Origin of the sequence: Micromonospora sp. Llam0 (assembly GCF_003751085.1) — a bacterium.
Classification (GTDB): Bacteria; Actinomycetota; Actinomycetes; order Mycobacteriales; family Micromonosporaceae; genus Micromonospora_E.
On the sequence record NZ_RJJY01000002.1, the window covers coordinates 428088 to 444393 of the forward strand.

Below are 16306 nucleotides of genomic sequence, written 5' to 3' on the forward strand. Positions count from 1 at the left end.
GCCGCCCCTGTCACCGGGGTCTGTGGACCCCGGTGACAGGGGCGGGGTGTCGCTCGCGAGGCGTGCCCGGGCAGCCCCGGCACGCCGGCCGCCGGTTACTCCGGCTGCGCGTCGGAGGTGACCTCGATGGTGCCGGCGATGATGTCCGCCTTGAGCTGCTCGACCTCGGCCTTCAGCTCGTCGGAGACGCGGTCGTCGAACTCGTTGTACGGGGCCAGCGAGACGCCGTTGTTCTCCAGGTTCCCCAGGTAGCCCGGGTCGGCGCTGAGCTCGTCGCCGTTCGCGCCGGCCAGCACGGCCTGCTTCACCGCGTCCGGGATGTTCTTGACCACGGTGGTCAGGAAGGTGTCGCAGTACTGCTCGGCGCTCTGGCAGCCGTCGACGTCGACCCAGATCACGCTGTACGCGCCACCGGCGGCCTGCGCGGCGGCGGCGGTACCGAGCCCGGCGCCACCGGCGACCGGCATGATCACGTCGGCGCCCTGGGCGACCAGGCTGTCGCCGACCTTCTTGCCCTCGTCCTGCTTGACGAAGTCGTTGGTGAACGAGCCGTTCTGGGTCGCCTTGTCCCAGCCCAGCACCTGCACGTCGGCGCTCTTGACCTCGTTGTAGTGGGCGACGCCGTCGACGAAGCCGTCCATGAAGATGGTCACCGGCGGGATCGGCAGGCCGCCGTAGGTGCCGACGACGCCGCTCTCGGAGAAGCCGGCCGCCAGGTAGCCGGCGAGGAACGCGGCCTGGGCGGTGTCGAACTGCATCGGGTAGACGTTGGCCTGGCCGGTCGTGGCGTCGACGATGCCGAACTGCTGGTCCGGGTTGGCCTCGGCGACGGCGGTGGTGGCGTCGCCCATCAGGCCGCCGACGGCGAGGATGAAGTCGCAGTCCCCGTTGACGTAGCCGGTCAGGTTCGGCTCGTAGTCGGCTTCGGCGCTGGAGGCGACGTAGTCCCCCTTGACCGCGTCGTTCTCGCTCTGCGCCGCCTCGATCCCGGCCCAGGCCGAGGCGTTGAAGGACCGGTCGTCGATGCCGCCGACGTCGGTCACCATGCAGGCCGAGTACGCCTCGGTGGGCTCGCCACCGGTGCCGTCCGTGCCTTCGTTATCGGGTGCCTCGCCACACGCGGCAGCGGTGAGCGCCAGCCCACCCGCCGCGAACATCGAGACGATCCGCATCCCACGCGTAGCGCGCAAGACGGTCTCCTTCCATTGCACACCGCAGACTGTCGCGGCATCGCGTCCCCACCCGGCCGGTCGGACCGGACGTACTTTGGACGGGAGCGTACGCGCGGTCCCGTCCACCGGCCGACAATCGTGCACGACTGTTGAGCCGCCGTTACCCTCGCGTAACTCTTGCCGCCGAGGTAGCGGGGGTCGGCAGCAAGTCCACCACGGTAACGCCGAGTGCGGTGGCGATCCGCTCAAGGTCGTTCAGGTTGATGGGCGTCACCCCCGTCAGCCGGTAGTTCACCCACGAGGGCGTCTCGCCCAGTCGGCGGGCCAGCTCCCTGCCGCTCACTCTGCGACGTCCCTGCAGCGCGCGGATCTCCTCGGCTACCAGGTCAGTCAGGCGCGTCCGCGCTCCGTTGGCGTTGTCCGTCATGCCCAAACGATGACATCACCACGATGTCAAGTCAACCCTAACCAGACGAACGGACTAGTGGGGTTGACAATGTCGCAGTGTTTGCGACAGCATCAGTGCATGCCAACCAACGACGACCTGAGACGGACGGTCGAGGCGATCGCCGCCGAGGTCCGCGCCGAGATGGCGCGGCAACAGAAGTCGCAACGCGACATGGCGGCCGCCCTGGGGATGCCGCAGCAGGTGCTGCAGATCCGGCTGGTCGGGCGCCGGTCGTTCAGGGCCGAGGAGCTGGCGCTGGTCGCCGAGGTGCTCGGCGTACCGGTGACGAACTTCTTTGCTCACACCGGGGAGCACGCCGCGTGAGCCCTCCCTGGTGGCCCGGCTGGATGAAGCCCGGCACCGACCCCGGCCGCCCCACGAATCCCAGGCCCAAGGGCGCACCCCGACCCAAACCGCGCCCGAACCCGCGCCCCACCAAGCTCACCGGCCTCCACGCGGCGTACCCGCGCCGCCTGTCCGCGCTGCTGCAGGCGCTGATCCTCGCCGTCCTGGTCGCCACCAGCCTGCCGTACGGCCTGTGACCCCCGGCCGGTGCGCGCACGCCAGGGAGGGCCGCGCACCGGCCGGGCACCAACCCACCCACCCACCGCGAGAGGAGAGACCGGTGAGCATCGCCGAACAGGCACTGACCGAGTCCCGCACGCTGCGGGCGCAGCACGCCACCCGCGTCGACGTGCTCGACCGCGTCAAGGCGCTGACCCTGCTGCCGGACGGCGTGCACGCCACGATCGACATCGTCGCCGGCTACTACGGTGTCGACGCCGATGCAGTCGAGAGCGTCGTCCGCCGCAACCGTGACGAGCTCGCGGAGAACGGGCTCCGGGTCATCCGGGGCACCGAACTGCGGGAGTTCGACTCCGTCAACCTGACGGAGTCGAAGAACCGGCGGGCGCTGACCTTGTTCACCCGCCGCACGATTCTCAACGTCGGTCAGCTCCTCACCGGCAGCGCGATCGCCCAGCGCGTTCGCGCCTACCTCCTCGACGTCGAAGAGATCGCCCCCGCCGACCTGCGCCACGAGGCCATCGAACGGGCCGCTATCTCCCACGCGCAGGTGCGGGTGCTGCGCGCCGCCGAGGGACTCGTCGACCAGGCGTGGCTGCGCGCGAAGACCAAGGTCGTCATCGCTCGCGGGCTCGGCGAAGAGCCGGAGCTCGACCCCGCCGACAAGCCGCTGTACGTCCCCGACTACCTGCGCGAGCGCGGCGTCACCAGCAAGCGGGACCTGGCGTCGATCCAGTCCTGGTTCGGCCGCCGCCTGGTCGCACTCGCCGAGGCGGACGGGATCGAACTGCCGGAGACCCGCACGTCGGAGCTGCCGAACGGGCAGCTGCGGGAGACCCGGGCGTGGACGGAGCGGCACCGGCCGCTGTTCGACGCCGTCTGGTCGCGCTGGTACGCGGCCGACTACGACGACCGTCCCGCCGTTCTGACCGCCTGACAAAGACCGAGCCCCGGTCGACGTCACCGACCGGGGCCCACCACCAGAGAGACGGAGTCTCGATGCACACCCTATCCGACCTCACCGCGCATCTGCGGGAGCGGGCAGCGGGCAGCTGGCAGCTGGCCACCGCCGACGCGCTCGCCCTGATCGAGTCGGCCGTGCTGCGCCCGCACATCCCGGACGCCGCCACGGTCGCGGAGATCCGCCTGATCCTGCTGGCGCTGGACGCGGCCAGCAGGCCGGCCGCCCCGGACCTGCACGACACCCTGACGTCGATGGAGGACGCCGCCACCGGCCGCGAGCACGACGCCGAGGCACAGGCCGAGGTCGACGCCGAGCGCACCGCCCAGCCGCGCGCCGAGGACATCTCGGCCGACCTCGCCACCGACCTGCGCGCCGAGGCGGACAGTCCGTCCGAGCTCGCCGCGATCGAGCTCCTCATCGGCGTCGACCTGCACGAGCACCCGGCCATCGTGCGTCGGATCGGCACCGTCTCCCGCATCGCCGTCGACTGGCATGCCCTGGCCGCCGACCTCGACGGCGACGCGGTCCGGGACGTCACCACCGACCAGCAGTTCATCGTGCTTCCGCTGGCCTGCTCGCTGGGCGCGGGCGTCGGAGTGTCGCTGTCGACCGTGCTCGGCGCGGTTCGCCGCCGCCCGGACCCGGCCGACCGAGACGCGCTGACCGGCCTGGTGCTCGGCGCGGTGCGGATCGCCCTGACGGCGACGCGGCCGGCGGTGACCCGGTGAGCGCCCGGCACGTGTCCGCGCTGCGCAGCGCCCTGCGGCAGTGCTGCGGCGGCCCGGCCGCCCGCACCGTGCTGGTTCGCACCGGCCACACCGACCCGACCGGAGTCACCGACCCCGACGCCGCCGCGATCGTGCGGGTGTGCGCCGCCGACCTGGACCGGCTGATGACCGAGCTGCGCGGCACCGGCGAGCTGACCGGCTACGAGCTGTCGCCGCCGTGGGCGCCGACCGGCTCGCGGTGCGGTGCGGCGGACCTGGCTGACGGGGAGAGCGTCGCCGCGCCGGACGACCACCGCGCCCAACTGGTCGCCGGCCTGCGGCAGCTCGCCGACTGGTACGAGGCCAACCCCGGCGCACCGCTGCCGGAGTACCCGGAATTCCGCCACTGCGTGAACACCGAGGACGACGACGCCGGCCGCGCGACCGTCGCCGAGGTCGCCGCCGCCCTGGGCGTCGACCACGACGCGGGCGCGTACCGACCGGACACGACCCGCGAGTTCGCCGGGCTGACCTTCGTCGCGTTGTACGTGCCCGAAGAGGACATGGCCACGTACAACGCGAAGCAGGACGCGGTTCGTGAGCTGGTGGCGGCCGGCTGGAAGCCGGGTGACCCGGTGCCGACGCCGGCCGAGGACCCGATGGCGTCGGGCCGCGACATCGGCATCACCGTCACGCCGCCGCCGCCCGGCATCGAGGGCATCTCGGTGTCGTCGCCGCCGTCGTGGTCGGGTCGGCCGGTGTCCGCACCGCCCGCGACCGTCGACCCGGACCCGTGGCACGTCGGGCGGGCCAGTTCCGGCACGGTGATCGAGCAGCAGTGCGGCTGCCGGCTCGCGGCGTGCGGGCTGGTCGAGCTGACCGACGACAGCATCAACCACGCGTGCGAGCACCACCCGATGCGGCGCGCGAAGACGATGCGCCAGATGCACCGGGCGTCGCAGTGCCCGGCCCTGGGTGGTCCGCGATGATCCGTCGACTCTGGTGGCGCGCCACCACCACCTGCGCCCAGTGGCCCTGCCGCCGCTGCGACCGTGCCGGCCGGTACGGCTGGCGAGAGCGCCAGCGCTGGCACGACGCCCGCCGAGACTGCCGGTGGTCCATCGCGGCAGCCGCCCTGGTCGCCTCGCCCTTCGCCGTCATCGTCGTGGTGATGGCGCTGGTCGGGGAGCTGACCCGATGAGCGCCGCCTCGCACTTCTGGTCGAGCGGCCCGCTCGGCAGCGGCATCGACAGCATGGTGATCGTCGGCCTGGTGCTGACCGCCGCCGGGGCGCTCGCCCTCGCGTGGCTGTGGCTGCGCGACGCCCGCGCCGACGACACCGCCCGCGACGAGCGGGAGGCCGACCACGCCGCGACCGCTGCGCTCGACCCGGCCACCAGCCCGGAGCACCTGGCCCGCACCGCGACCGCCGCGCTCACCCCCGACGCCCTGCCCGACGCGGTGCCGGTCGTGCCCGGCCCACCCGCCGAGCCCGGACCGGTCATCGCCGACGCCATCGAACACCTCGCCAGCGCGATCGTCGCGACCCGGCTCGACCTGGGCGACGACATCGCCACCCAGTGGCGGGCCCGCGCGTACCGCGAGCTCCACCGCCTCGACGCCGACCAGCTGCGCGAGCTGCTGGTGGTCGAGCTCGACGCCGCCGCGACGTGCCGCGCCGACGAGCTGCTGCACCCGACCCCGACCACCCCGCAGGAGTCCTGACATGCCCCTGCCCCCGCCCGATCACCACCGCCCGAAAGGCCACCACCCGATGAGCATCGACCTGACCACGATCACCCTGGACAAGGGCGGCCACGCCGCCCGAGACGAAGGCGTCTGCCTGCTGGAGGCAGTCGCCTGGTGGGCCGACGAGCCGCACTCGGACAGCCCGGCCTGCGTGTCGCGGGTGCTGGCCGCCGGCGGCCGCAGCCTGAACGACGTCTTGCCGCGCGCCCGCCGGCAAGAGCTGATCCCGCTGATCCCGCAGCTGGCGGGGACGGCCGGTGACGGCCTGGACGAGCAGCGTGGCTACCTGGCGCTGGACTGGCTGATCCGCACCTGCACCCCGACCTGGCTGGACCTGGCCGGGCTGTCGGTGGAGGCGCAGGCGCTGCGGGATCTGCGGCGGATCGTCGACCTGGCTGCTGCTGAGGTGGCCGGGCCGGTGGTGCGTGCGGGCCGTGAGCGGGCGCGTGCCGCCTGGGATGCCGCCTGGGCCGCCGGGGATGCCGCCAGGGCCGCCGGGGCCGCCGCCGGGGCCGCCGCCAGGGCCGCCTGGGATGCCGCCTGGGCCGCCGGGGCCGCCTGGGCCGCCGGGGCCGCCGGGGCCGCCGCCGGGGCCGCCGGGGCCGCCGCCGGGGCCGCCGGGGCCGCCGCCTGGGCCGCCGGGGCCGCCGCCTGGGATGCCGGGGCCGCCTGGGCCGCCGGGGCCGCCGCCGGGGATGCCGCCAGGGCTGCCGGGGCCGCCGGGGCCGCCGGGGAGCGGCTCGCACCCACCGTCGACCAGCTGCAGCAGTCCGCCATCGACCTGTACCGCCGCATGATCCAGCCGACGGAGGACTGACCCATGTCGACTGACCTGCCCATCATCGTGCTCATCGTCGCCATCGGCCTGCTCATCCTCGGCGGGCTCGGCTACGCCACCAACGCGATCGTCACCGCCAGCCTGCCCACCCCCGACGACGGGCCGGTTGTCGACGTCGACCAGGCCGGCGACGCCACCGAACTGCTGCCCGCCCAACAGGCCAGCATCGACACCCACATCGGCACCGTGGACCACACCGGGGCGGATGACGAGTGGGCCGGCGTACTGCACCAGGCGGTGACGGAGCGGGCCCGGGAGCTGCCCCGCGTGCAGCGTCGGCTGCGGGACGACTGGCGGGAGTTGATCGCCGACGACATCCCGCAGCTGCAGCCCACCGCCCGCTACGAGGGCCGGCACTCCGACGAGTCCATCGAGATGCGGATCGTCCCCGCCGGCTGGATGCCACCCATCGGCCCGCACCGGATCGCCGCCATGGTCGACAGCACCGCGCAGATGCCGGCGGTGCGCGCCTGATGATCAGCACCGACAACGAACTGCGGCTCGCCGACCTCGTCGGCACCGACACCGACCACGAACCGGCGCCACCAGTCGACACCGAGCCGACACCGGCCACCGGTGGCCTGGTCCTGTCCGGGCAGCAGACCGAAGCCGCCGACAAGATCCGCGACTGGTACGCCGACGACAGCGACAGCGCGCAGGTCTTCAGGTTGTTCGGGTACGCCGGCACCGGCAAAACCAGCACCGCGCGCAGCATCGTCGACCAGCTCGGACTGCGCACCGTCCACTACGCCGCCTTCACGGGCAAGGCCGCCTATGTGTTGCGCCAACGCGGCTGCTTCGGGGCGTCGACCGTCCACTCGCTGATCTATCAGCCCGTCGAGAAGGTCGTCGAAGAGCTCAACAAGCTACGTCGTCAGCTGCCGGACACCCACGACCCGGACGAGCGTGCCGAACTCCTCGCCGAAATCCGCCGGCAGCAGCACAAGGCCGACAGCCCGGACTGGATCCTCAAAGACGCATCGGAGCTGGAAGACACCCAGCTGCTCGTCTTGGACGAGGTGTCCATGGTGGGCGAACGCATGGCCAAGGACCTCCTCGGCTACGGGTGCAAGATCCTGTGCCTCGGCGATCCGGCGCAGCTGCCCCCGGTTGACGGGGGCGGATGGTTCATCAACGCCCAGCCGAACCATCTACTGACGGAACTCCACCGATCCGCCCTCGACTCCCCGGTGACGAGGATGGCGACCGCGATCCGAAACTCGGCCCCGGGCGAACGCGACTACGGGGTGTCCGGTCCGGACGGCACCAGCGGACGCGTCAACCAGCTCACCCTGCAAGATCTGCTCACCTTCGACCAGGTCCTCGTCGGGCGTAACGCCACCCGCTGGCAAGCCGTCCACCTTCTACGGGCGTTGCGCGGACTGATCGGACCGCCGCAGCCCGGTGACCGGATCATCGTCCTCGCCAACAGCTCTGAGTGTCAGGTGTTCAACGGGCAGCAGTTCGACGTCCTCGACCGGCGCGACGATCCGACCGGACGCAACGACCGCTACCACCTCATCGTCCAAGACGACGAAGGCAACACCCGGCACCTCACCACCTGGGCGTCCGGCTTCAAGGACCTCGACGGCGAACGCGAAGCCAAGCGCAACGGCCGCGGCACCATCGTCGCCGCCACCTACGGCCAAGCCATCACCACCCACAAGAGCCAAGGGTCGCAGTGGCCGTCAGTGCTGGTCGTCGACGAGTCGTCCGTGTTCTACGGCGCCGCGTACCGCGAACACGAGAAGACGGCCGGCCGCGAAGTCGCGGCGATCGAAGGACACGTCAACGGCCGCCGCTGGCTGTACACCTCGGTGACCCGTGCCGCTGAGCGGGCTGTGATCGTGCCGTCCCTGAACGGGGTGATCACCGCATGACCAGCTGCATCGCCGAGAGGCACGGCACCGCCTGGATGTACCGAAGGTGGGGATGCCGCTGCCCCGACGCCGTCGCCGCCCGACGCGCACACCGCAACGCCGGCCGGACCGTCAGCACCGACATCGACCCCGTAGCCGTCCAACGTGCAATCCGCGGCGACCTCAACCAGCCGCTCACCTTGGCCGAACGGGCCGCCGCCGTCGCGCAGATGACGGCCGCCGGCTGCACCTCCCAGCTGATCGCCGACCGGCTCGGCATCGACCAGCGGACCGTCGTCCGACACCGGGCACGACTCCGCAAGATTGGAGCACTGCGGTGACCACCGGTATCAGCGACACCGACCTGCAAGCCCTGATCGGCCGGCTCACCGCCGGCACCACCACACCGCACGCCCCGGCACCGGTCAAGCGGCCGCACCCGTGCGACGACATGTTCTGTTCGGGCACCGCGCAGGCGTGCGGCTGGTCGGCGGTGGAGCACATGGCCGGGTCGACCGGCGGCGCGTCGATGGCCGCCCCCGCACCGGCCAAGCCGGTCGGCCCGCCACCGGCCACCATCGGCGAACTCCGGCCCGTCCTCGTCGACTACGAGAACAGCCGCCCCCGGTCCATGCAAGTCGCCCTCGGCCCCTCCGAGCTTGGCACGCCGTGCCAGCAGCAGATCGCCCGAAAGCTGGTCGGCGCACCACGACGGCCGATCACCGCCCCGGCGTGGGCGCCGTTCCAGGGCACCGCCGTTCACCGGTCGATGGAAGAGGTCGTCGCGTTCTGGAATCAGCAGCTCGGCCGGGAACGGTGGCTGGCCGAGGATCGGCTCCTCGTCGACCCCGGCATGGACGGCGTCGACCCGGTCGAAGGCAACGGCGACGCGTTCGACACCGACCACGACATGGTCGTCGACTGGAAACACACCGGGAAGACCGCCCGGGAGAAGCTGCTCCGCGCCCAGCGGATGCGCAAGCCGCCGGCCGAGCAGGTGTCACCGGAGTACCGCGTCCAAGGGCATCTGTACGGCTACGGGCACGCCAAGAAAGGGCGACCGGTGCGCTGGGTGCGGCTGGTGCTGCTGGCCCGCAGCCACAACTTCGACGAGTCAGCTGAGTGGACCGAGGCCTACAACCCGGACATCGCCATCGCCGCGATCGACCGCTACTACGCCACCCACGACCTGATCGGCGCGCTCGGCGGCAAGACCAACATCGGCGACCTGGTCGCCGCCGTACCCGCCACCCCGAACCGCGACACCTGCAAATGGTGCCCGTTCCTGCGCCCCGACCAGCCCGCCAACTGGGGCGGCTGCCCCGGAGACCGCACCACCGAGAAAGTCACGGCCACCACCATGGCCGGACTCATCGCATAACCACCACCAAACACAACAAGCGAAAGGAACAAAATGTCACTCGATGACGCGAATGAGCTTCTCATGGGCGGCGGGGTCCGCTCCTTCCAGTTCAACCAGCTCGGCGACACCTGCACCGGTCAGATCGTCGACCAGCCCAAGGTCGAGGACTGCTACAAGATGAAGTTCGACGCCCAGGCCCGCCGCTGGGAGCGCACCGACGAACTCGACAAGTGGCCGTCGGGGGAGACGAAGCGGCAGATCGTCCTCACCGTCCAGACCGAGCAGCGGGCCGACCCGGACGACGATGGCCGCCGCATCCTCTACATCCACTCCCGCATCCAGGGCGCGATGCGCGACGCCGTCAAGGCGTCCGGAGCCAAGGGGCTCGCGATCGGCGGCACCGTCACGGTCACCTGGTCGTCCGGTGCCGGCACCCAAGACGGCGGACCGAAGCTGTACACCTGCCGGTACTCGCCGCCCAGCGTAGATCCGGGGGCGCTGCTGCCCGCCCAGCAGCCGGCGGCGGCAACCAGCCCGGCACCGGCAACCAACGGTGCGGCCGCCGCTGTTCCGCCGCCGCCCCCGGGTGTCGACGCGAACGTGTGGGCGCAGATGACCCCCGCCCAGCGGCAGGCCATCCTCGCCGCCGTCGCCCCCGCCACCCCGGCCGCACCCCCGCCGCCGGTCCCGGCCGGCATCGACCCAGCGACGTGGGCCGCCCTGCCCGACATTCAGCGGCAGGCCATCCTCGCCGCCATGGCCCCCGCCGGCCAGCCCGCCTTCTAACCCGCCTTCTAACCCGCCCGAGTCCGGCCGGCCTGGGGGTGACGTCACCCCCAGGCCGGCCAACCCGACAGGAAGGGAGCACCGTGGCCAGCAGTCCCGCTGAGGCGTCCGCCCTCGCCCGCATCGCCCTCCACCGCATGCACAACGACCTCACCCTCGTCACCGACGCATTCCAGCGCGGCGGCAACGAGGACGCGGCCCGACGTCTCATCGCCGAGCAGCGCGCCGACGAACTCAACCAGGCGCTACGCGAGGTCCTGGCCCAGCTCAACCGGTCGTGCACCGGCAAGCCCGAAGACATGCCGGCTACTGCCGACGTGGACCGGTGGCGGGCACTGCTCGCCGAACAACCCGCCGCCGACTAACCAGCCGTCGCCGACCTGTTCGATCCTGCCGGGCCAGCACCGACCACCCTTCGGTGCTGCCCCGGTGTCACCACGGGAGCCGCATTGACCACAATCACAGCACCAACCGCCGCAGCAGACCCGGCCCAATGGGTCGCGTGGCTCGGCATCCTCCACGCGGCCACCCCCGGACACCTGCACATCTGCTCTACCGGCGACTGGACCGGCCACACCTACCCCACCAACCAACTCGACCAGGCCGCCGCCTACATCGCCCAGCTCGACGGCCGTGAGGGCATCTACCTCCGCATCACCAGCCTCAAGGAACCGCTCGCCCCCGGCCGCCGCGGTGGCGCCACCGACTCAGCAAGCCTGCCCGCCCTCTGGGCTGACCTCGACATCGCCGGCCCCGGCCACGCCGAACAAGACCTCCCCCCCGACGAGACAGCCGCCCGCCAGGTCATCACCACCAGCGGCCTACCCGACCCGTCCATCTGGATCCACTCCGGTGGCGGCCTGTACCCCATCTGGCTCCTCGACCAGCCGTGGCAGCTGACCGACTCCGACCAGCTCGACGCCGCGAAGGCCTTGGCGAAGGACTGGCAGGCCGTGATCGAGCACGCCGCCGCCTCCCACGGGTGGCGGTACGGCCGCGGCGTCGGCGACCTCGCCCGCGTCCTCCGTATCCCCGGCACCATCAACCGCAAGGAAGGCCTGGCCCGGCCGTGCCGCATCATCGGCGGCGCCGGCTACCGCTACACCACCCGCCACCTCACTGACGCGTTGGCCGCCGCCAAGACGCGCATCGCACCCGAACCCGCTACCACGGTCGGCAGCAGCCTGATCACCCCCAACCGGGACCGCCGCCCCGGCGAGATCACACCCCTCGACGACTTCAACGCCCGCGCCACCTGGACTCAGGTGCTCGGGCCTGCCGGCTGGCGAGAGCACTACCGGGCAGACGACGTCACCTACTGGACCAGGCCCGGCAAGCAAACCGGCATCTCCGCGTCGACCAACGCGCTCGGCACCGACCGGCTCCACGTGTTCACCACCGGCGCCGCACCGCTCGACGGCGGCGAGTCCTACTCGAAAGCCGGCACGTACGCGGCGTTGCACTACGGCGGAGACCACCACGCCGCCGCCAAGCAGCTCGCCCGGCAAGGCTTCGGCACACCCCTACCGGAGCCCGGTGCGGACCAGGCACAGCTGATCGCCGACATCCTCGGCCCCACCCCGGCGACCAGCCCGGCCGTACCGGCACCGGTCCAGCAGCCCGCCGACCCGCCGGCGCCCACCACACCGCCAGCACCAGCCGCACCGGCCGAGACACCGATCCGGATCTGGGCCCCCGAAGTCGACGTCACCACCACCGCCGTCGCCGCCGACTGGCTCCGCGAAGAAGCCGGCCGCGGCCGCCTCGCCGGCCTGTTCATCCGACACGACCAAGTCGTCCACACCCCCCGCGAAGGCGAAGACGGCTACATCCCCCTCACCGCCAACGGCTTCAACAACGACGGACCCGCCCAAATCCGCGCCGTCAACGACTCCACCCTCGCCAGCCGAATCACCTTCACCTACGGCTGCTACCGCATCGTCAAACGCGACGGGAAACCTGAACCGGTCCAGGCCACCTTCCCCCGCGGCGCCGCACGCATCAGCGTCGACGTCCCCGACATGCTCCCCAACCTTCGGCACCTCCGCGGCGTCATCCACACCCCACTCGTCCGCGCCGACGGCACCCTCCTCGTCGCACCGGGCTACGACCCCGGCACCGGACTGCTGCACCTGCCCGAACCCGGGCTGACCGTACCGGCGGTACCCGACCAGCCGGCCGCCGCCGACGTTGCCGCCGCCGTCGCCCTGGTCGACGAGATGCTCGCCGGGTTCCCGTTCGTCAACCAGCACTACAAGGCCAACTACATCGGGAACCTGCTCACCCCGCTGCTCCGCGCCGTCTGCCCACCGCCGTACAAGATGCACGCCGTCGAAGCCCACCAACCCGGCTCAGGCAAGACCCTCCTCGCCCAGCTGTCACGACACATCCACGGCGGCGTGTTCCGCGCCGAGCTGCCCGAAGACGACGCCGAGCTGCGGAAGCAGATCACCGCGATCCTGACGGTAACGACCGGATCGGTGGTCATCCTCGACAACGTCGCCGGCAAGCTGCAGTCGTCCACCCTGGCCGGGCTCCTCACCGCGGACGTGTGGGACGACCGCCCCCTCGGCGCCACCGCGATCACCCGGGCCAGCAACGACCGGCTGTGGACCATCACCGGCAACAACCTCGCCATCGGAGGCGACCTGCCCCGCCGCACCATCCGCACCGTCATCGACCCCCAACAACCAAACCCAGAGTTGCGTACCGGATTCGCCATCCCGAACTTGGAAGAGTGGGTGATACAGCGGCGGGGGGAACTGCTTCATGCGCTGCTGGCCATCATCCGCGCCTGGGTCGTCGCCGGCCGGCCGCTGCCGCCGGAACGGGCATCGGACGGGTACAGCAGATGGACCCGGACCGTTGAAGGAATCGTCACGCACGCCGGGATCGGCGGCCAGTTCGACCACCCGTCCACGCGCGTTGATCTCGGCACCGATGATGACGACTGGGCCATGTTCCTGGCCGCTGTGCATCGGGCGTACGGGGTACGGAAGTGGACGGCGAAGGAACTTCTCGCCGATGTCGATACGGGCAATCTGATGAATCCTGCGCCGATTCCTGCGGATGCGTTGCCGGATGAGTTGGCGGCGAAGGCGGCGAGGGCGGGGCGCGGTCCGGTGGGCATCGCGAAGAGCTTGGGGTGGTGGCTGCGCAACCGAGAGGGCCGGTGGGCGGGTGGTCTGGCGGTCCGCTGTGTCGGCGAGGCATCGGATAAGGCCAAGTTGTGGCAGATCCGGACAGAGCAGGACACGGAGTAGGGGCGGCAGACCATGATCATCCGGGTTTCGGAGTTTTTCCGGTTTCTCTCAGCCTACGCGCGCGTGGGATCTAACGACGCAACTACAGCGCGTAACGGAGTCGTGGGGTGCGTTCCATGACCGGCCGCAGAAAACCCGAGAAAGGTCGAAACCCGGTTGATCTTGAAGACCGGCGCACCAAGCACCTCGTCTCCACCCCCGCCAAGCTGACTACCTGCCCCCGCTGCAAGACACCCGTCCTCGTCGCCCTGGACGAAGGCTTGCGCGCCGTCGTCGACCTGGCCGCCATCCCACCGGCCGAAGAAATCCGCGCCCTCCTATCGGGCCGAAAAACGTACACCCGGCTGCAGTGCGGCGAACTCGTCTACCGCGAACCCGACCGCATCCGCGGCGGCCTACTGAAAGGCGACCTCCACCAACAACACACCTGCCAGCGAAAGACCCGCCCCGCCCAACTCGAGCTATGGAGCAACTGACAATGCTGAGAATTGTTGTCTACGGCCAGCCCGCACCCCAAGGCAGCAAGCGGCATGTCGGCAAAGGCGTCATGGTCGAATCCAGCAAGAAAGTGCAGCCGTGGCGCACCGACGTCAAGAACGCCGCCGAAACGGCACTGCGGGAGAACCGGCAGCTGCGCATCAACGGGCCGGTCACCGCCCGCATCATCTTCAGCCTGCCCCGGCCGAAGGCGCACTACCGCACCGGCCGCAACGCCCACCTCTTCCGCGACAACGCGCCGCCCCGCCCGGCCACCACACCCGACCTGTCCAAACTCATCCGCTCCACCGAAGACGCACTCACCGCAGCAGGGGTGTGGGCCGACGACGCCCGCCTCGTCGAGATCGCCCGCGCCGCGAAGGTGTGGTGCGGCGAAGACCCCGAAGCCCTGGACCGGCCCGGGGCGCTGATCGTCATCCAGCCCTACATCTCGATCACCACCATCAGCCCGTCGTCCGACCTGCTCTGAGGAGACCGCCATGACCGAACCCACCACCCAACAGCCCACCACTGCGGCGCCGGCATCGGTTCCAGCGGCGCGCGCAGGATGGCTGGAACCGCGCTCTCGCCGAGACGGTGCTGACAACATCGCCCAGGCCGCCGGCCTACCCGCCGGGGCAGCTGCGTCCATAATCGCTACCAGGGTGCAGGAGCTACGCCTGCAGCGTGACGTGCTGGTCGACGAGTTGGACGTGTGCCGGGCCACCCGGGACCGCTACCGGAAGGCGAGCGGCACCCTCCGCGCCGACCTCACCGCCGCAGAGACGCTGATGCACTCCGTCCAGGCTGCCCACGGCGTGATCGCTCACCGCATCCAGCTGCTCGACTCCCTCACCCACCAGATGCTCGACGAGGAGACGATCACGGTCGGCGAGATCCGGTATTGGCTGCGGACCGGGGAGCCGTCGCCGGCGACCGCACGCCGAGAGCAACAGGCCGCCGAAACCACCCCGGCCGTCTCCGGCACCATCGCCATCGGCGAAACCCCCCTGGTCATCCGGCTCCTCGACGGCGAGCCGGTGCGGCTCACCACCGGCACCGGCCGCACCGTCGAGGGCTACCGGGCAGCCACCTGCCCCGGTGACGGCATGGCCGGTCACCGTCACGACGTCCGCTGCGTGGCAGCCACACCCCACGGCACCGCCCCGGAGAGCACCCGATGAGCACCAACCAGCCCACCGGCAAGGTGCCCCACAACCGCGGTTGCGGCGAGCTCCTGATCGCAGCGATGACCGCCATCGCTGCCGTGGTCACCGTCCTGTGGGGTGCCCGGTGAGACGCCGCCGCCCGCCCAAATCCCGGCCGACCGTCGATCAGCTCGCCCGGCAGCGCGCTGCCGCCCTGGCCGCGCAGGCCGAGTCGGGCACCGCCGACCGGGCCGCCCTACTCGCCCAACTCAAGCCCATCTATCTCCGAAAGGGGTGGTACCGCCATGGATGACCCAATCGCCCGGCTACGCGAAGAGCGCGACCTCGCACGGGCGGCCGCCGCTATCGCCGAAGCCCAGTGCGCCATCCGCGACGCCCTCATCGACGAGCAGCAAGAGTTGATCGAGACGCTACGGGTGATGGCGCTGGACGCAGCCGACCACATCCAGGACTGACCGCCATGCTGCCCATCACCCCGCACCTGCACCACGGCCCGATATCGGAGCCCCGCTGCGGACGCCCGCCCGTCGGCGACCGGTTCGCGCCGTGCCCTGGCCGGCCACACCCCGTCACCCTGCCCATCCGCGCCGACATGGCCATGGTGGCGGCCGACCGCTGGACACCCGAGTGGTACGACGCCCGCACCTCACTGTGGGACGCCATAGCCGGCCGGAACCTGCACTACGGGCACCAGCCGGCCGAGATTCACCCGACAACCGGGCAGCTGCTTGAAGCAGGTGATCCGCTGATGCAACCGCCGGCCCCGACCGGAGCAGCCTGATGACACCAATGGCGGTGTACCGCGCTGCACGTGACTGGGCTGACCAGCACGGCCATCCCCAACCCGACGACCGCCTCGTTGACCTGATCTACCGGATGGCCAGCCAGGGTCAGACCACCCTGCACATCACGTCCGGTCCGCCTGACATCCGCGTCATCCCGGTGCCGTACGACCCCCGCACCGGCCGATCCCTGTAACCACCAAC

The 16306-nt window shown here is 71.3% G+C and carries 24 protein-coding genes; 22 read left to right on the forward strand and 2 right to left on the reverse strand.

Annotation, left to right across the window (positions count from 1 at the left end):
• Positions 1 to 95: 95 nt before the first annotated feature.
• Both EDC02_RS29000 and EDC02_RS29005 read right to left on the reverse strand, forming a co-directional pair.
• Positions 96 to 1172, reverse strand: a complete 1077-nt coding sequence (locus tag EDC02_RS29000) for a BMP family protein (protein ID WP_123605498.1) — start codon at positions 1170 to 1172, stop codon at positions 96 to 98.
• Positions 1173 to 1332: 160 nt separating this feature from the next.
• The gene (locus EDC02_RS29005) at positions 1333 to 1599 is read right to left on the reverse strand and encodes a helix-turn-helix domain-containing protein (protein ID WP_123605499.1); all 267 of its coding nucleotides are present in this window, start codon (positions 1597 to 1599) and stop codon (positions 1333 to 1335) included.
• Between the two features lie 99 nt (positions 1600 to 1698).
• Here EDC02_RS29005 and EDC02_RS29010 point away from each other — a divergent pair, with 99 nt between their 5' ends.
• The 22 genes from EDC02_RS29010 to EDC02_RS29100 all read left to right on the forward strand — a co-directional run bounded on the left by EDC02_RS29010 (position 1699) and on the right by EDC02_RS29100 (position 16298).
• Complete coding sequence (locus EDC02_RS29010; RefSeq protein ID WP_123605500.1) at positions 1699 to 1944, forward strand: helix-turn-helix transcriptional regulator; 246 nt, start codon at positions 1699 to 1701, stop codon at positions 1942 to 1944.
• On the forward strand, positions 1941 to 2162 hold the full coding sequence (locus EDC02_RS29015; protein ID WP_148083674.1) for a hypothetical protein: 222 nt from the start codon (positions 1941 to 1943) through the stop codon (positions 2160 to 2162). Before EDC02_RS29010 ends, EDC02_RS29015 begins: the two co-directional genes overlap by 4 nt.
• An 83-nt stretch (positions 2163 to 2245) precedes the next feature.
• Complete coding sequence (locus tag EDC02_RS29020) at positions 2246 to 3082, forward strand: hypothetical protein (RefSeq protein ID WP_123605502.1); 837 nt, start codon at positions 2246 to 2248, stop codon at positions 3080 to 3082.
• A gap of 62 nt (positions 3083 to 3144) precedes the next feature.
• The gene (locus EDC02_RS29025; protein WP_123605503.1) at positions 3145 to 3837 is read left to right on the forward strand and encodes a hypothetical protein; all 693 of its coding nucleotides are present in this window, start codon (positions 3145 to 3147) and stop codon (positions 3835 to 3837) included.
• Positions 3834 to 4805, forward strand: coding sequence for a hypothetical protein (locus tag EDC02_RS29030; protein ID WP_123605504.1), 972 nt, complete (start codon positions 3834 to 3836; stop codon positions 4803 to 4805). The genes EDC02_RS29025 and EDC02_RS29030 overlap by 4 nt, the downstream gene beginning before the upstream one ends.
• Positions 4802 to 5017 (forward strand): hypothetical protein, encoded by a 216-nt coding sequence (locus EDC02_RS29035; RefSeq protein WP_148083675.1) that lies wholly within the window; start codon positions 4802 to 4804, stop codon positions 5015 to 5017. The genes EDC02_RS29030 and EDC02_RS29035 overlap by 4 nt, the downstream gene beginning before the upstream one ends.
• Positions 5014 to 5541: a hypothetical protein gene (locus EDC02_RS29040; protein WP_123605506.1), complete on the forward strand. Its 528-nt coding sequence runs from the start codon at positions 5014 to 5016 to the stop codon at positions 5539 to 5541. Before EDC02_RS29035 ends, EDC02_RS29040 begins: the two co-directional genes overlap by 4 nt.
• Position 5542: 1 nt before the next feature.
• Positions 5543 to 6382, forward strand: coding sequence for a hypothetical protein (locus EDC02_RS41045; RefSeq protein ID WP_199757954.1), 840 nt, complete (start codon positions 5543 to 5545; stop codon positions 6380 to 6382).
• Between the two features lie 3 nt (positions 6383 to 6385).
• Complete coding sequence (locus tag EDC02_RS29050; RefSeq protein WP_123605507.1) at positions 6386 to 6877, forward strand: hypothetical protein; 492 nt, start codon at positions 6386 to 6388, stop codon at positions 6875 to 6877.
• Entirely contained in the window at positions 6877 to 8283 is a 1407-nt protein-coding gene (locus EDC02_RS29055) for an ATP-dependent RecD-like DNA helicase (RefSeq protein WP_123605508.1), read from the forward strand. Before EDC02_RS29050 ends, EDC02_RS29055 begins: the two co-directional genes overlap by 1 nt.
• On the forward strand, positions 8280 to 8603 hold the full coding sequence (locus tag EDC02_RS29060; protein WP_199757955.1) for a LuxR C-terminal-related transcriptional regulator: 324 nt from the start codon (positions 8280 to 8282) through the stop codon (positions 8601 to 8603). Before EDC02_RS29055 ends, EDC02_RS29060 begins: the two co-directional genes overlap by 4 nt.
• Complete coding sequence (locus tag EDC02_RS29065) at positions 8600 to 9643, forward strand: hypothetical protein (protein WP_233606498.1); 1044 nt, start codon at positions 8600 to 8602, stop codon at positions 9641 to 9643. Before EDC02_RS29060 ends, EDC02_RS29065 begins: the two co-directional genes overlap by 4 nt.
• A 33-nt stretch (positions 9644 to 9676) precedes the next feature.
• Positions 9677 to 10411, forward strand: a complete 735-nt coding sequence (locus EDC02_RS29070; protein ID WP_148083676.1) for a hypothetical protein — start codon at positions 9677 to 9679, stop codon at positions 10409 to 10411.
• Positions 10412 to 10494: 83 nt separating this feature from the next.
• Positions 10495 to 10776, forward strand: coding sequence for a hypothetical protein (locus tag EDC02_RS29075; RefSeq protein WP_123605510.1), 282 nt, complete (start codon positions 10495 to 10497; stop codon positions 10774 to 10776).
• Between the two features lie 84 nt (positions 10777 to 10860).
• Positions 10861 to 13674, forward strand: coding sequence for a hypothetical protein (locus EDC02_RS29080; RefSeq protein WP_123605511.1), 2814 nt, complete (start codon positions 10861 to 10863; stop codon positions 13672 to 13674).
• 116 nt (positions 13675 to 13790) lie between these two features.
• Positions 13791 to 14150: a hypothetical protein gene (locus EDC02_RS39810; RefSeq protein ID WP_148083677.1), complete on the forward strand. Its 360-nt coding sequence runs from the start codon at positions 13791 to 13793 to the stop codon at positions 14148 to 14150.
• A gap of 2 nt (positions 14151 to 14152) precedes the next feature.
• Positions 14153 to 14641 (forward strand): RusA family crossover junction endodeoxyribonuclease, encoded by a 489-nt coding sequence (locus EDC02_RS29085; RefSeq protein WP_199757956.1) that lies wholly within the window; start codon positions 14153 to 14155, stop codon positions 14639 to 14641.
• Between the two features lie 175 nt (positions 14642 to 14816).
• Positions 14817 to 15335: a hypothetical protein gene (locus EDC02_RS29090; protein WP_123605513.1), complete on the forward strand. Its 519-nt coding sequence runs from the start codon at positions 14817 to 14819 to the stop codon at positions 15333 to 15335.
• 109 nt (positions 15336 to 15444) lie between these two features.
• A complete protein-coding gene (locus EDC02_RS40470) occupies positions 15445 to 15612 on the forward strand; it encodes a hypothetical protein (protein WP_158632347.1) in 168 nt (55 codons plus the stop codon).
• Positions 15605 to 15775, forward strand: coding sequence for a hypothetical protein (locus EDC02_RS40475; protein ID WP_158632348.1), 171 nt, complete (start codon positions 15605 to 15607; stop codon positions 15773 to 15775). Before EDC02_RS40470 ends, EDC02_RS40475 begins: the two co-directional genes overlap by 8 nt.
• 5 nt (positions 15776 to 15780) lie before the next feature.
• Complete coding sequence (locus EDC02_RS29095; RefSeq protein WP_123605514.1) at positions 15781 to 16101, forward strand: hypothetical protein; 321 nt, start codon at positions 15781 to 15783, stop codon at positions 16099 to 16101.
• A complete protein-coding gene (locus EDC02_RS29100; protein WP_148083678.1) occupies positions 16101 to 16298 on the forward strand; it encodes a hypothetical protein in 198 nt (65 codons plus the stop codon). Before EDC02_RS29095 ends, EDC02_RS29100 begins: the two co-directional genes overlap by 1 nt.
• Positions 16299 to 16306 lie beyond the last annotated feature (8 nt).

Bases quoted from the DNA above. Each gene is read 5' to 3' on its own strand.
- EDC02_RS29000 (WP_123605498.1), bottom strand. From the start codon at position 1,172: ATGCGGATCGTCTCGATGTTCGCGGCGGGTGGGCTGGCGCTCACCGCT.
- EDC02_RS29095 (WP_123605514.1), top strand. From the start codon at position 15,781: ATGCTGCCCATCACCCCGCACCTGCACCACGGCCCGATATCGGAGCCC.
- EDC02_RS29040 (WP_123605506.1), top strand. From the start codon at position 5,014: ATGAGCGCCGCCTCGCACTTCTGGTCGAGCGGCCCGCTCGGCAGCGGC.
- EDC02_RS29050 (WP_123605507.1), top strand. From the start codon at position 6,386: ATGTCGACTGACCTGCCCATCATCGTGCTCATCGTCGCCATCGGCCTG.
- EDC02_RS29025 (WP_123605503.1), top strand. From the start codon at position 3,145: ATGCACACCCTATCCGACCTCACCGCGCATCTGCGGGAGCGGGCAGCG.
- EDC02_RS40475 (WP_158632348.1), top strand. From the start codon at position 15,605: ATGGATGACCCAATCGCCCGGCTACGCGAAGAGCGCGACCTCGCACGG.
- EDC02_RS29035 (WP_148083675.1), top strand. From the start codon at position 4,802: ATGATCCGTCGACTCTGGTGGCGCGCCACCACCACCTGCGCCCAGTGG.
- EDC02_RS41045 (WP_199757954.1), top strand. From the start codon at position 5,543: ATGCCCCTGCCCCCGCCCGATCACCACCGCCCGAAAGGCCACCACCCG.
- EDC02_RS29010 (WP_123605500.1), top strand. From the start codon at position 1,699: ATGCCAACCAACGACGACCTGAGACGGACGGTCGAGGCGATCGCCGCC.
- EDC02_RS39810 (WP_148083677.1), top strand. From the start codon at position 13,791: ATGACCGGCCGCAGAAAACCCGAGAAAGGTCGAAACCCGGTTGATCTT.
- EDC02_RS29055 (WP_123605508.1), top strand. From the start codon at position 6,877: ATGATCAGCACCGACAACGAACTGCGGCTCGCCGACCTCGTCGGCACC.
- EDC02_RS29070 (WP_148083676.1), top strand. From the start codon at position 9,677: ATGTCACTCGATGACGCGAATGAGCTTCTCATGGGCGGCGGGGTCCGC.
- EDC02_RS29060 (WP_199757955.1), top strand. From the start codon at position 8,280: ATGACCAGCTGCATCGCCGAGAGGCACGGCACCGCCTGGATGTACCGA.
- EDC02_RS29005 (WP_123605499.1), bottom strand. From the start codon at position 1,599: ATGACGGACAACGCCAACGGAGCGCGGACGCGCCTGACTGACCTGGTA.
- EDC02_RS29100 (WP_148083678.1), top strand. From the start codon at position 16,101: ATGACACCAATGGCGGTGTACCGCGCTGCACGTGACTGGGCTGACCAG.
- EDC02_RS29085 (WP_199757956.1), top strand. From the start codon at position 14,153: ATGCTGAGAATTGTTGTCTACGGCCAGCCCGCACCCCAAGGCAGCAAG.